At 63.8% G+C, this 13,619-nt stretch carries 11 protein-coding genes; 4 read left to right on the top strand and 7 right to left on the bottom strand.

The window, feature by feature from the left end; all coding sequences use genetic code 11:
• Positions 1-170: 170 nt before the first annotated feature.
• Together EPN33_03315 and EPN33_03320 are read right to left on the bottom strand one after the other, a co-directional pair.
• Entirely contained in the window at positions 171-749 is a 579-nt protein-coding gene (locus EPN33_03315) for a putative toxin-antitoxin system toxin component, PIN family (GenBank protein ID TAN23859.1), read from the bottom strand.
• Entirely contained in the window at positions 599-1,180 is a 582-nt protein-coding gene (locus tag EPN33_03320; protein ID TAN23860.1) for a type II toxin-antitoxin system Phd/YefM family antitoxin, read from the bottom strand. The genes EPN33_03315 and EPN33_03320 overlap by 151 nt, the downstream gene beginning before the upstream one ends.
• On the opposite strand from EPN33_03320, the gene EPN33_03325 reads away from it, so the two are divergent.
• Both EPN33_03325 and EPN33_03330 read left to right on the top strand, forming a co-directional pair.
• The gene (locus EPN33_03325; GenBank protein TAN23861.1) at positions 1,088-1,348 is read left to right on the top strand and encodes a type II toxin-antitoxin system Phd/YefM family antitoxin; all 261 of its coding nucleotides are present in this window, start codon (positions 1,088-1,090) and stop codon (positions 1,346-1,348) included. The two genes, EPN33_03320 and EPN33_03325, sit on opposite strands and share 93 nt — an antisense overlap.
• Before the next feature lie 91 nt (positions 1,349-1,439).
• Positions 1,440-1,643, top strand: coding sequence for a hypothetical protein (locus EPN33_03330; protein ID TAN23862.1), 204 nt, complete (start codon positions 1,440-1,442; stop codon positions 1,641-1,643).
• 59 nt (positions 1,644-1,702) lie between these two features.
• Here the strand turns inward: EPN33_03330 and EPN33_03335 are convergent, their stop codons facing one another.
• From EPN33_03335 to hypF, 4 genes are read right to left on the bottom strand one after another with little or no spacing between them, the layout of a single operon-like run.
• Positions 1,703-2,338: an SIS domain-containing protein gene (locus tag EPN33_03335; GenBank protein TAN23863.1), complete on the bottom strand. Its 636-nt coding sequence runs from the start codon at positions 2,336-2,338 to the stop codon at positions 1,703-1,705.
• Positions 2,335-3,453: a hydrogenase formation protein HypD gene (gene hypD / locus EPN33_03340; GenBank protein ID TAN23864.1), complete on the bottom strand. Its 1,119-nt coding sequence runs from the start codon at positions 3,451-3,453 to the stop codon at positions 2,335-2,337. The genes EPN33_03335 and hypD overlap by 4 nt, the downstream gene beginning before the upstream one ends.
• Before the next feature lie 26 nt (positions 3,454-3,479).
• Complete coding sequence (locus EPN33_03345) at positions 3,480-3,788, bottom strand: HypC/HybG/HupF family hydrogenase formation chaperone (GenBank protein ID TAN23865.1); 309 nt, start codon at positions 3,786-3,788, stop codon at positions 3,480-3,482.
• A complete protein-coding gene (gene hypF, locus EPN33_03350) occupies positions 3,779-6,031 on the bottom strand; it encodes a carbamoyltransferase HypF (protein TAN23866.1) in 2,253 nt (750 codons plus the stop codon). Before hypF ends, EPN33_03345 begins: the two co-directional genes overlap by 10 nt.
• A gap of 80 nt (positions 6,032-6,111) precedes the next feature.
• Between hypF and EPN33_03355 the strand changes: the two genes are divergently transcribed.
• Together EPN33_03355 and EPN33_03360 are read left to right on the top strand one after the other, a co-directional pair.
• Positions 6,112-9,120, top strand: coding sequence for a hypothetical protein (locus EPN33_03355; protein ID TAN23867.1), 3,009 nt, complete (start codon positions 6,112-6,114; stop codon positions 9,118-9,120).
• Positions 9,117-13,070 (top strand): hypothetical protein, encoded by a 3,954-nt coding sequence (locus EPN33_03360; GenBank protein ID TAN23868.1) that lies wholly within the window; start codon positions 9,117-9,119, stop codon positions 13,068-13,070. Before EPN33_03355 ends, EPN33_03360 begins: the two co-directional genes overlap by 4 nt.
• 18 nt (positions 13,071-13,088) lie before the next feature.
• Here EPN33_03360 and EPN33_03365 read toward each other — a convergent pair whose 3' ends face one another.
• On the bottom strand, positions 13,089-13,394 hold the full coding sequence (locus EPN33_03365; protein ID TAN23869.1) for a hypothetical protein: 306 nt from the start codon (positions 13,392-13,394) through the stop codon (positions 13,089-13,091).
• Positions 13,395-13,619: the final 225 nt, after the last annotated feature.

Raw genomic sequence — 13,619 nt, forward strand, 5'->3', positions numbered from 1 at the left:
CTTTGCGGCCACTGGCAGGAAACATTTCTCACCGGCACGCGGCCTTCCCAGATCTCGGCGGTGATCGGGTCGGCGGGGTCGCCCCGGCAACCGGGATCGCATCGGCGGCTACTTGCGCGGGATCATCAGCGTGTGATGTATTGGCGGCGAGCGTGGCGGTGGGGTTGAGGCTAGGCGAGGGAGGCGGCGAGGACCAGAAGGAAGTCGCGGGGCGGGAGGATGCGGACGGTTTCGAACTGAGGCGGAAAGTGGCGTGTGTTGCCGGTGACCAAGTAGCTGGCGCCAGAGGCCAGTGCGCAGTCGAGCACCATGTCGTCGGCGGGATCGTAGGCGGCGTGTACTGAGGGGACGTTGGTGGGAGCACGAAAGGCCGCGGCAAGGAAACGGCTCAGCTCGATGCGAATCTTTTGTGCATTAAAGCCGAAGCCTGGGCGGGTGAGGACCTCTTCGTACTCCCGAAGCAGGAGGTCGGAAACGGCGGGGATGAACCGCCTGGCGCAAGCCAGGGAGAAAATGAGGGCCTCGCGCCCGTTTCCTTTGAGGAAGGCCGAAACGAGGACATTGGTATCGAGAACGGCTTTAACGGCGGGCACGGTCGCTACCGGGTGGCGCGGCGGCGCTGGCGCCGCACGCTCCCGATGACCTGATTGATCTGGCGCAGGGATAGCTTGTCGAGGCCGCGGCGGCTGGACTCGCGGCGGATGGCGGCGAGGGTAGCCGAGGGGCGGGCGGCAAAACGCTGGAGGTATTCTTCGATGCTCAGAATGACGGCTTGAGGTTCTCCTCTGCGGTCAATGACAAAGCGCTCCTGGTTCTGTTTGACCCTGCGCAGAAGTTGTCCGAATTGAGTGCGGGCAACGAGCGCCGGAACGACTCGGGTGGCCTTGGACAGGGTGCGGTTCGACAAGCTGATGGCTCCGTGAACCAAGTAATTAGTTCGAGTTCTATTGTAGCAGCATGAAATGCGCCGACTCTTTTGCGCGCGGTCGACGGCGGGGGACACGCGGCATCGTGCAAGTTGTGCGCCGTCGCCGGGCCGGTAAAAATGGACCATGGAACGGTCTACACTGTGGTGTGCGGGCGGAGGATGAGGAAAGTTTCGGTCACGGCGGCTAAGGCGCAACTGACGGAGTTGGTGCGCCATGCAGAGGCGGGCGACGAGGTTGTGCTGACCCGGCATGGACAGCCGGTAGTGCACCTTGTCCCTGTGCGGAAGAGTCCGGACCGGCAGGCACGGTGCGCCTTGCTGCACGCGGTGCGAGCAGCAGCGGCTCGCAAGCGGACGCCGGGGCCGAGTGCGGCGCGCAGTCAGGATTTTTTGTATGGCGACGACGGGCTTCCGGAATGATCGCCGTCGATTCTTCCGCATTGACGGCGATGGTGCTTGACGAGAATGGGGGGCACGATGTGCCGTACGCCGAGCCGCCTTTCAGCTCAGGGTGACGCCTAGGCTTCCAGGCGCCCTTTGCGTCGCGCAGGGCTGCAAGCAGTTTGCGGCGCTGTACCTCATGCTGCGCCAGTTCGGTCAGGAAGGCGCTTCGCCCGCGCGTGCCGATGAGTTGATCTATCTCGGCGAGGAGCTTTGCGGGAAAAACGATGTGTGCGCGTGTGCGTCGCATGGCGTGGGTAACAAGGTTTTGTGATCGGCTATCAGCTCACAAGTATCGCCCAACGCTCGGTGCAATGGCTTCTCTTTGAGCCGTCAGACCACGTCTTCTTCGCCGAGGGCGACGTGGATGAGGTCCCAGAGGATGTGGAGGAGGGCGACGTGGGATTCCTGGATGCGGTGGGTGGAAAAGCTGGGGACGGTGAAGCAGTACTGGGCGGTGTCGGCGAGGCGGCCGCCGTCTTTGCCGCTGAAGCCGACGGTGAGCATGGCGTGGGCGTTGGCGTATTCGAGGGCGTAGATGAGGTTGGGGGAGTGGCCGGAGGTCGAGAAGGCGATGACCATGTCGCCGGGGCGGGACCAGAGGTCGAGCTGGTCGACGAAGACTTTGGCGAAATCCTTATCGTTGCTGATGGCGGTGACCACGGCGGATTGGCTGACCAGATCGCGGGCGGGCAGGGCGCGGCGCTTTTCGATGATGGGGTGCAGGAACTCGACGGCGATGTGCTGGGCGTCGCAGGCGCTGCCGCCGTTGCCGATGACCCAGAGGCGATGACCTGAGCTGAAGGCGGCAGCCATTTTCTGGCTGAGCTCGCCGATCTGGTCAGCGTAGGCGTCGAAGAACTTTTGCTTGACCTCGATGGATTCAGCGCACTTGCGCATGACCTTGGTGCGCCAGGTCTCTTCATCATGAGCGCGAGGTTGAATGACGACGGGGGCGGGAGTGCTCATTTGGTAGCTCCGGTAGCGGCGTGAGGCGCGAGATGGCGGCCATAAGCGTAGTAGGCGGCGCAGGCGCCTTCGGCGGAGACCATGGTGGCACCGAGAGGATGGAGGGGCGTGCAGACGGTGCCGAAGGCGGGGCAGTCGTGGGGCTTTTTGATGCCCTTGAGGATTTGGCCGCTAATGCAGGCAGCGGGCTCCTGGGTATCGACGTCGGCGACGGAGAATTTGCGCTCGGCGTCGTGGGCGCGGTACTCCCAGCGGAGTTTGTAGCCGCTTTTGGGGATGGAACCGACGCCGCGCCATTTCTTGTCACCGACTTCGAAGACGGCGAAGACGACGCTGCGGGCGCTGGGGTTGCCGTTGCGGTCGAGGATACGGGCGTACTGGTTTTCGACAGTGTAGCGACCGGACTCGAGCTGGCGGACGGTCATGAGGGTGCCCTGGAGGATGTCGAGCGGCTCAAAGCCGGTGATGACGATGGGAACCTTGAAGCGGGCGGCGATGGGCTCGTACTCGCGGTAGCCCATGATGGCGCAGACGTGGCCGGGGCCAAGAAAGCCCTGGACGCGGTTCATGGGCGATTGCAGGATGTTGGCGATGGCGGGCGGCACCATGACGTGGGAGACGAGGACGGAAAGATTCGTCAGGCCTTCGGCGTGGGCACGGGCGACGAGCATGGCGTTGGCGGGAGCGGTGGTCTCAAAACCGATGGCGAAGAAAACGACTTCACGGCCGGGGTTCTGGCGGGCGAGCTTGAGGCAGTCGAGCGGGGTGTAGACGACGCGGACGTCGGCGCCTTCCGAGCGCAGGGTGAACAGGTCGCCGCGTGAGCCGGGCACGCGCAGCATGTCACCGAAGGAGCAGAAGATGACTTCCGGGCGTTGGGCGATGGCGTGCGCCTTGTCGATCATTTCGAGCGAGGTAACGCAGACGGGGCAGCCAGGGCCGTGAACGAGCTCGATGCCCTCGGGGAGCATGTAGTCGATGCCGTGCTTGACGATGGAATGCGTCTGGCCGCCGCAGACTTCCATGATGACCCAGGGGCGGGTCTGGAGGCGGGTAATTTCGGCGACGAGGCGGCGGGCGAGAGCCTGGTCGCGGTATTCGTCGAGGAATTTCATGAGAAGTATTTCAGTATTTCAGTTCGTCAGTATTTCAGTTTTGTCGAACTCGCCGGTGGGGCTGGGCGGGGCGCGGGGGATTCGGTTACAACCGGGGCGTCGAGTTCGCCGAGTTGGTTCAGCTCTTCCAAGGCGGAGTAGGTGCGGGCGGCTTCGGCTTCGTTGACGCAGCTTATGGCGAAACCGACGTGGACGAGGACGTAGTCGCCCACGTGCGCTTCCGGTGTGTAGGTAAGGCAGGCTTCGCGCGTGATGGCGCCGAACTGGACGTTAGCCATGGGGAGGCCGTGGAGCTCGTAGGCGGTGAGGATTTTGCCGGGGATGGCTAGGCACATGGGTGGGACTCGATTGCCTGCGCGATGGCGGCTTGGCCGAGAGAGAGGCCGCCGTCGTTCATGGGCACTTGCTGAGGGACGAAGACGTGGAAGCCGGAAGACTCAAGGGACTGGAGGGTTGCGGACAACAGGATTTGGTTTTGAAACACGCCGCCTCCGAGGCATACGCGGTCGCCGGCGCCAGCATCGCGCAGGGTGCGACACGTTGCCGTGATGGCAGCGGCGAGGGTGGCGTGGAGGCGTGCGGCAAGGAGTTCGATGCGCTCACCGCGGGTGCGGGCCGCTGCCAAAGAGGTGAATAAAGAGGCCAGGGGCCAGGGGACAGGGGCCAGGGGGCACGCGAGGGCCGCGGTTTCGACACGCATCGCGGGGTCGGCTTCGAAGGTCACTTCTTCGGTTTCAGGGAAGAGGCCGAGAATAGCGGCGGCGGCGTCGAAGAGGCGGCCAGCAGAGGTGCAGGGAACGCAGAGCGAGGGGCGGTGGAGGAGGGTCCAGACCATTTCGAGGCGCTTGGGGGCGAGATTGGGCCAGAGCTGGCGGGCGATGGGGAGGGCGGCGTCACCGAGCTCGCGATAGAGGTAGGCGAGACCGAGGCGCCAGGGCTGGCGGATGGCGGCTTCGCCGCCGGGGAGGAGAATTTCGGGCAGGTGGGCGAGGCGGCGGAAAACAGAGCGGGAGGCGAGGAGGAACTCTCCGCCCCAGATGGCGCCGTCGCTGCCATAGCCGGTGCCATCCCAGGCGACGCCGAGGACGTCGCCCTCGAGTTGATATTCGGCCATGCAGGCGGCGATGTGGGCGTGGTGGTGCTGCACCGCAATGATGCGCCCGATGCCGAGTTGGGGGGCGAGTGTGCGCACCCATTGATTAAGCAGATAGCCGGGATGGGCATCGAGTGCGAGCACTTTGGGGCGAACGCTAAGTAGGGTCAAGTAATGCTTTAGGGTTTGTTCGTAAAAAGACCAGACGGGAGGGTTCGCCATGTCGCCGGTGTGAGGGGAAAGAAACGCCTGGGAGCCGCGGGTGAGGCAGAAGGTGTTCTTGAGTTCGGCGCCGGCTGCGAGGATGGCAAGGGCCGCGGGACAGGGGACCGGGGTCAGAGCAAGCGGTTGAGGGACGTAGCCGCGGGCGCGGCGCAGCAGGTGCAGGCGGCCGGCGGCGACGAAGGCCACAGAATCGTCGGCGCGGGCGTGGATGGGGCGAGAGTGGTCGAGGAAGCAGTCGGCGATGCCGGTGAGGTTGGCGTGGGCTTCGGATGCCGAGGCGGCGAGGGGTTCGGAGCCACGATTGCCACTCGTCATCAGCAAGAAGGGCTTGCCATAGGCGGCGAGCAAGAGGTCGTGCAAGGGGCTACTGGGGAGCATGATGCCGAGGCGGAGTTGGCCGGGAGCGGCGGAGGGGCAGATTTTGGGAGAAGCGGGATCGCGGCGGCGGAGGAGGACAATCGGGCGGGCGGAGCTTTCCAGCGCCGTGCGCTCGATGTCGCTGAGATGGCAGATTTGTGCGACCGCGGCGAGGTCGGCGGCAAGGAGAGCGAAGGGCTTGCGGGGACGGTTCTTGGCGGCACGGAGGCGGGCGACGGTGCTTTCGTTGGCGGGGTCACAGGCGAGCTGAAAGCCGCCGACGTTCTTGATGGCGACGATGTTGCCGGCACGGAGGCGGGCGGCGGTGGCATCGAGCGAGCAGGAAAGCTGGGGGCCGCAGGCGGGGCAGGCGTTGGGTTGAGCATGAAAGCGGCGGTCGAGGGGCGAGTCGTATTCCTGCTGACACTGTGCGCACATAGGGAAGGCGGCCATGGTGGTGAGGGGGCGGTCGTAAGGAACGCCGCGGGTGATGGTGTAGCGCGGGCCGCAGTGGGTGCAGTTGGTGAAGGCATAGCCGTGGCGGCGGTTGTGCGCATCGAGGTAATCCTCGTGGCAGTGGGGGCAGGGGGCGGTGTCAGGAGCGATCTGGGCGGGTACGGCGGAAAGCGAGCGGCTGGGGAGAATGTGGAAGCCGGCACCGCCATTGGCGGCGATGGTCTGGACGGAAGTGGATTCGACGCGGGCAAGTGGTGGGGGTTGGGAGCGGAGCTGATGAAGAAAAAGTTCGAGAGCGGCTTCGGGCCCTTCGGCCTCAATCGTGACGCCGGCGGTGGAGTTCCAGACGGCGCCGTTGAGACCGCAACCGGAGGCAAGCTGATAGACAAAAGGACGGAAGCCGACCCCCTGTACCGCACCAGTAACTTCAATGCGCCGGCGTGCCACTTGTAAGGCGATGCGAAACTGCGGCTTGCCGTGAGAGCATCTATAGAAGGAATCGCGAATTGCGCTGGATGGGCCTCCTCATGTTGCTGGGCACACTGCTGCCCACTGGCTGGGCACAAACGCCCGGAACGACCCCGCTCGACCTGTTTCAGGGGCGGCCGGTGACGGCGGTGGAGCTGGCGGGGCGGCCGGGATTGGATACGGCGCCGCTGATCGCGGCCTTGCCGCAGCAGGCGGGAGAGTTGCTGGATGAAGGCAAGATTACGGCCTCGGTAACGCTGCTACGGCAACGAATGGGTGCCAAGGTCACGTCGGTTGTGGTCAATGTGATTCCGGAGGTGAGCGGAGTCCGGCTCCAGTTCCTGTTGCGACCGGCGGATTTCTTTGGCATCTACCAATTTCCGGGAGCCTTGCAGTTTCCCTACACGCGGTTGTTGGAGGCGGCGCACTACGCGACGCAAACACCCTACACGGCCGATGCGGTGAGCAGCGCTGTCAGCGGACTACAAAACTATTTTCAGCAGGAGGGGTATTTTCAGGCGCGCGTCGAACCGGAGGAGCGCGTGGACGACGGACACGGGGTGGTCAATTTGACCTTCGCTACTGCACTGGGGCCACGCGCCCGCTTTGGCGCGGTACGCTTTGATGGGGCGACCGGGGCGCAAGCGGCGGATCTACTGGCGACGCTGAGCTCGTTTTGGGCGCGGCTGCGGCGGAAATCGGTGACTTCCGGCAGGTTGTACTCACGGCAGCGGCTGCAGGTGGCGGCGGCGTATCTGCAATCGCACTTGAATGGCGAAGGCTATTTGGGCGCACAAGTGAGCCCGCGCGGGGCAACCTATCACCCCGAGAGCAATCGGGCAGACATTGCGTTTGACGTTCAGGCCGGGCCGAAAGTCGACCTCAGCATTACCGGCGCCCACCTTTGGCCGTGGACCCGCCACGGCTTGCTTCCTTTCTACAGCGAAAGCAACGTTGCGCCGGCCGCCGTGCAGGACGGGCAGCAAAATCTAGCCAGCTACTTTGCCTCCAAAGGCTACTTCAATGCGGTGGTCACCACCAAGGTGACGACCACCACGGTGGGGGGGGAAACGGAGACGCGGCAGACGCAGGCCTCGGCTGCCGATCTCACGGTGCCGCCGGCACCACCAGCGCCGGCGGCTGAACCGCTGCAATTGAAGTCGATTGCCTACCACATCGACAAAGGGCCACGGAATGATGTTGAGGCGATCCGGTTCACGGGCAATCAGTTTTACTCGCGCGCTGACCTGTTGCCGCTGGTGCAGGTGAAGCTGGAAGGGCTGCTTTCGCATGGCGATTTCAGCGCCGAGCTGCTGCGGCAGAGCGTATCGAATCTTGAGGCGCTATACAAGGGTTCCGGGTACAGCAACGTGCAGGTCACGCCCGAGATTACGCATCCGGGCGGCAATCTGGTGGTGACGTTCAAGATCAAGGAGGGCACTCAGGATTTCGTTTCGGCTCTCAAGATTGAAGGGAATGCAGTGGCGCCGGGTGTGTTTGCGCCGCAAGGACTAATGATCGGCAACGGTACACCCTTTTCGCAGACGCTGATTTCGGAAGACAGGGCGCAAATTCTGGCGTATTACCTGTCGCATGGCTATCTCAATGCCAACTTCCGCGCTACGGCGGCACCGACGCCCGGGCATCCGCACCAGGTAGAAGTGACGTATCACATTCAGGAAGGCCCGCAGGTGCATACCGCCGCGGTGTTGACCTATGGCCGTCAGCAAACCAATGCGCGACTGATTCGTCTATTGACGAGCGACCTGAAACCCAAGGAGCCGCTGACGGAAAACGATTTGCTTCAAGCAGCGAGCCAGCTTTACAGCCCGGGCATTTTTGACTGGGCCGATGTGGGACCGCGGCGTCCGATTGCCGACCAGACGCAGGCCGACGTACTGGTGAAGGTGCACGAGGCGGCGAGGAACTCGCTGGTGTGGGGGTTTGGATTCGATCTGACGAACCGCGGGGGCAGCATTCCGTCCGGCACGATCGCGCTGCCGGGGCTGCCGGTGGTGGGGCTGCCGTCGAGTTTCGTCACGAGCCAAGCGACGTTTTTTGGGCCGAGTGTGAACGTGGAGTACACGCGGCTGAACGAGGGCGGCAAAGCCGGGACGCTGAGCTTTGGGGGCTTTGCGGGGCGGCTGGATCAACATGGTTCGGTTACCTGGACCGATCCGTATCTGTTCTGGACAAAATTCACCGGGAATCTGCTGATTTCCGGTGAGCACGATTCACAGAACCCGGTTTTTACGGCGCAGATTGGACAAATTGGCTACCAACTCGAGCGTCCGCTCAATCTGGATCGAACCACCAATCTGTTTCTGCGGTACAGCTACAGCCAAACGGGATTGAGTCAATTGCTGATTCCGGACCTGGTGCCCGAGCGGGACCGGCACATCCGGCTGTCGACGCTTTCGGCGACGTTTCTGCGGGACACGCGTGACAATCCTCTGGATGCACACAAAGGGATGTTGCAGAGCTACGAGGTGGATCTCAATACGACGGCGCTGGGATCGAATGTAGATTTTGCGAAGGTGCTGACGCAGACGGCATATTACAAGACCCTCCATCTGCTCGGGCAGCCGAGCACGGTCTGGGCCAACAGTTTGCGTCTGGGACTGGAGCGAGCCTTTGCCGGCAGCTTCATTCCGCTCAGTCAGGCGTTTTTCAGCGGCGGCGGCAGTACGCTGCGGGGCTTTCCGCTGGATGGCGCGGGGCCGCAGAAGACGATCCCGGCTTGCGGCAATCCCAACGTGCCATCGACATGCTCACTGATTCAGGTGCCGGTGGGCGGCAGCGCGCTGCTGATCTTCAATTCCGAGTTGCGCATTCCGACGCCGGAGGTCTGGAAGAATCTGGGCATTGCCTTGTTCTACGATGGCGGCAATGTATTCAACCACGTTGGCCTGAATACGATCGGGGCATCCTATACCAACACGATCGGTTTTGGGTTGCGCTATCAGACGGCGGTGGGACCGATTCGGATTGATTTCGGCCACAACCTAAATGCCGTGCCGGGTATATCGGCGACGCAAATTTTCATTACTTTGGGGCAGGCGTTTTGAGTAAGGCGAGTCATCTCTGGCGGCGGATTGGGATTTTCGCCGCGATTGTGGTGGGGCTGGCCATTCTGGCCGTGTGGCTGGTGCTGCGCAGCTCGGGGTTTCAGCGGTACGTGGTGCAGAAGGTGGAGGGGAGCGCCAGCCAGGCGTTGGGAACGCCTGTGCATGTGGACCAGTTCCGGTTGCAGGTGCATTCGTTTACGCCCAGCGTGGATTTTTACGGCCTTGTGGTCGAGGGAAAGCCCGTTGCGGGCGTAGGTTCGCAGCAGCCGCTGGTGTTGATTCCACATTTGCACGTTGCGGTGAAGGTGACCTCAATCCTTCACTGGACGTTCCAGATCGAAGATGTCGAGCTGGACCGGCCGGTGGTGCATGTATATGTGAACGCGCAGGGGGACAGCAACCTGCCTCCGGGGGGAGGGGCCAGGGGGCAGAGGTCAGAGTCGGATGTGTTTGCGTTGGGGATTGGGCGGGCGGAGATGCGCGACGGCCAGGTTTATGTCAATGACCGGGAGCAGAAGATCGATGCGGAGGTGAGGGGATTGGAGCTGGCGCTCGGCTACGTACCGAAGACGCAGAGCTATACGGGCAAGGTGAGCTATACGGCTGGGAGTGTGCAGGTTGCCGGGATGCCGACGATCACGAGCGGCATGGCGATGCAGTTCACGGCTTCACGCAACGGGGTGCAAATACCCTCGCTCACGCTGACGGCGGACGGCGTGAAGGTGAGCGCGCAGGCGACGCTGACCGGCTACGCGGAACCACGGCTTGCCGCAGCGTATCGGGTGCAGGCGGATCTTGGCCGGCTGCGGAAGGCTCTGCGCGAGCCGGCGCTGCCCGCGGGTCAGGCGGAGATGGTTGGGCAGGCGAAGTACGCCAATAACGAGTTCAGCACCGAGGGTCGGTTTTCCAGCGCAGCCATGGAGCTGAGGCTGGCCGGGTTGGCGGCGCCGGTGCGCCATTTGAGCGGCGCGTACCAGTTTGCTCATGGAAAGCTGCAGGTCAGCCAGATGCGCGCGGAGGTGATGGGCGGGCGATTGCAAGCTGGAGCTTCGGTAGAGAATTTCGCGGCGCCGCGGCTACAGGCGAGCGCCCAACTGCAGGACGCGCAGCTTGGCCGGATGGCGCGCCTGGCGCCGAACAGCCAGGCGACGCTGCAGGCGCTGGGCCTCACGGGAAAGGTGGGGGTCAAAGTCGAGGCCCGGGGCGCAGTCGCAAAGTTGCATATTGCGGCGCAGACCACGATGACCGCGATGTTCGGACCGACGAGCGTGGAGGGAAACGCGCAGGTAGCTTACGCGAATGACCGGCTGACGATTCAGAGCGGCCGGCTGCGTACGCCCCACGCCGAGGTCCGGGTGACGGGCGGATTGAGCACACGCGCGTCCGGCGCAGCGCAGTTGGAGGTGCAAGCGCAGGCCAGCGATTTTGCGGAAGTGGAATCCCTGGCGGGCCGTGCGGCGGGAGCGCTCGGTAAGCCTTTGCCGACGCTGGGGTTGCAGGGCAGCGGATCGCTCCACGCCCAGGTGGTGGGTACGCTGGCTGCACCCGTGATTGACGGACAATTCCGGGCAGTAAGACTGGGGCTGCGGGGAACACATTGGAATTCGCTGAAGGGATCGTTTGCCGCGAGTGGGGCGGAGGTGGCGTTGCGCGATGTTGAATTGCGAGCGCCCAAGGGCGCTATCAAGCTGAGCGGCAGCCTGGCGCTGGAGCACTGGAAGGCGACAGCGGCGAGTGTGATGACGGCCGCGCTCACCGTCAACTCGTTGCCGGTGAGTCAGGTAGCGGGGGCCGTGCCTGGTAAGTTGCCGCTGGAGGGCATTGTCGATGCGCAGGCAGCGGTAAACGGGACGCTGGATTCACCCGTGGGGCAGGGAACCGCGACGGTACGTTCGGCGCGGCTGGTGGTGAACGGCAAACATGCAGGGGTTGAATCGGCGCGGTTGAACTTCCAGGCGGCGGGCGGAACGATCACCGCCCAGCTCGCGGCGCAACTGGAGGCCGGAGAGATCAAGGCCAGCGGTACCTGGAAGCCGGCGTCGGGGGACTACAGCGCGCAGCTTTCGGCGCCGGGGCTCGAGTTGGCGAAAATTCCGCCGCTGGCGGCGACGCATTTGGGTATTCATGGCTTGCTGGCGTTGGAGGGCCAGGGGCAGGGAAAGATAACCGCGCCGGTTTTTGATTTGAAGCTGCGCGCGAAGGCACTTGTGACCGATGGTCAGACGGTGCAAGATCTCAGCGCGGACCTGGCGTTGTTGGGACAACAGTTGCGTGCTACGTTGACGGCGACCACGTTGCAGACGACGCTGCACGCGCAGGCAACGATCCGACTGGAAGGCAACTGGCCGGCCACGGCATCGCTCGATGCACCGGCGATTCCGCTGGCGCCGGTGCTGGCGGCGTTTGCGCCGCAGGTGGGGTCAGCGATTGTGGGGCAAACCGCGGTGCAGCTTACGCTCTCCGGACCGGTGCGCGCGCCCGAGCAGCTTCAGGTCGACGTCACCGTGCCCAAGCTGGAAATGCGCTATGAGAAAGCGCTGGAGCTGCATGCGGCGGCGCCGATGGAGGCGCATTTGGCGCACGGGGTGGTGCAGCTTGCGCCGGCGCATTTCAGCGGCTCGGGGACGGAGTTGCAGGTGCAGGGGACGGTGCCCATTCCGGCGTTGGGCGCGAGTGCGTCGGCGGCGATGAATCTGGCAGTAGCGGGCAACGTGAATCTGAAGCTGGTGCAGGCCTTTGTGCCGGACCTGGTGGCCGGCGGCAACGTGAACCTGCAGCTTCATGGCGCGGGCACACTGGCGCGACCGAATCTGACGGGAACCATTGCGGTGAGCGGTGTCAGCCTGAACGATCCCGGCTGGCCGGTGGCGCTACAAGGCGGCGAGGGCGCGCTGCGGTTGCACGATGGGCGGCTGGATCTCACCGGTTTTAGTGCGAACGTCGGCAGCGGCCGGGTGACGGTGGGCGGCGGCATGGCACTGTTGCCGAAGATGCAGTTCAACTTTGCGGTAGCGGCCGAGCAGGTGAGTGTGCGTTACCCGCCCGGGCTGCGGGAGGTCATCGGGGCGAATGTGAACGTCACCGGTTCGCCAGCGGCGGCACTGGTCGCGGGCCGGGTACGCGTCGAGAGCGTCTCGCCCGCACCCGGCTTTGATTTCGCCACCTTGACCAGCCAACTGGCGCAGCAGACGGTGGCCGTCGCCACGCCGGGGGATTTTCTCACCAATTTGCGGCTGGAGCTGACGGTGAGCACGCCCAACGAGATCAACGTGGTATCGCGCGACTTCAGTATTCATGCCAACGCCAATGTGAATGTGCGCGGAACGGGACGGGAGCCGGTGGTGCTGGGGCGGTTGGATTTGACCAGCGGCGATCTGATCTTCCGCGGCAACCGCTATGTGATCCAGGCCGGCACGCTCGATTTCGTGAACCCCATCCGGACGGTGCCGAGCGTCAACATCACCGCGGACACGACGATTCAGCAATACGATTTGCACCTGCACTTTCAGGGACCGATGGATAACATGCGCACCAGCTACACGTCCGATCCGGCCCTGCCGCCCGCGGATATCATTAGCCTGCTGGCGTTCGGCACGACTACGGAAGCTTCGGGTGCGAATCCGCTGCCGGGCAATTTAGGCGCGGAGAATCTGGTCGCCAGCGCCGTGACAAGCCAGATCACCGACCGCGTGGAGAAGATCGCCGGGATCTCGCATCTGTCGGTAGATCCGGTGCTGGGCGGAGGACAACAGAACGCCAGCGCGCGCATCACGCTGCAGCAGCGAGTGACGGCCAATCTTTACGTCACCATCTCGACCGACGTCACCGGCACGCAGCGCAACGTGATTGAAGTGCAGTACCGGCTGTCGCCACGGGTTTCGGTCAGCGGCGTGCGGAAGCAGAACGGCGGGTTTGGGGCGAATTTGCAGTTCAAGAAGACGTGGCACTGAGGCGGTCTGCGGGGGCGGTCATTGGCCGGGGGCGAGCTGGCCGCAGGCGACGGGGAGGGTGGCCTGGGCGGGAACTCCAGGGAGCGAGACGACGGTTGCGGGTAGTTTGGTGGAGGGCGGAACGCCGTGAATGTAGACGACACGGTGGGCCAGGTCGAGTTGGGATCCATGGAAGTGGGTGGCCATGGCTTTTTCGAGCGCCGGCAACGAGACGGTTTTGCGATAGATTAGGCGGCGGGTTGTGGAAGAGCGGGGATAGGTACTGGCGGCAATCTGGGGCGAAGCGACGACCAGTGCGGCCGGGGAAAGATAGTGCTTTTTCATGGCAATCTCCTAACGAAAGATTACTGGATTTGATGTTGGGCAAGCGGTACCCGCCCGGGTGGGCCTTGAGCGACATGTCCGCATTCGTGCGGCCGCAGCTTGGAGGAGACCTGAGTAATCTGCGGGTGGTGGCGGCAGCTTCACCTCGGGACGCCTATATGCTTCGTCGCAGCCGGTGAGAGTGCCTTAATATGTCAGGGTAGACATTTCCTTAAAGGCACGGTG

This window comes from Acidobacteriota bacterium, assembly GCA_004299485.1.
Classification (GTDB): Bacteria; Acidobacteriota; Terriglobia; order Terriglobales; family SCQP01; genus SCQP01.

Coding starts and splice junctions, on each gene's coding strand:
- EPN33_03345 (TAN23865.1), bottom strand. CDS start 3,788: ATGTGCCTAGCCATCCCCGGCAAAATCCTCACCGCCTACGAGCTCCAC.
- EPN33_03365 (TAN23869.1), bottom strand. CDS start 13,394: ATGAAAAAGCACTATCTTTCCCCGGCCGCACTGGTCGTCGCTTCGCCC.
- EPN33_03325 (TAN23861.1), top strand. CDS start 1,088: ATGAGGAAAGTTTCGGTCACGGCGGCTAAGGCGCAACTGACGGAGTTG.
- EPN33_03320 (TAN23860.1), bottom strand. CDS start 1,180: ATGCCGGGTCAGCACAACCTCGTCGCCCGCCTCTGCATGGCGCACCAA.
- EPN33_03355 (TAN23867.1), top strand. CDS start 6,112: ATGTTGCTGGGCACACTGCTGCCCACTGGCTGGGCACAAACGCCCGGA.
- EPN33_03335 (TAN23863.1), bottom strand. CDS start 2,338: ATGAGCACTCCCGCCCCCGTCGTCATTCAACCTCGCGCTCATGATGAA.
- hypD (TAN23864.1), bottom strand. CDS start 3,453: ATGAAATTCCTCGACGAATACCGCGACCAGGCTCTCGCCCGCCGCCTC.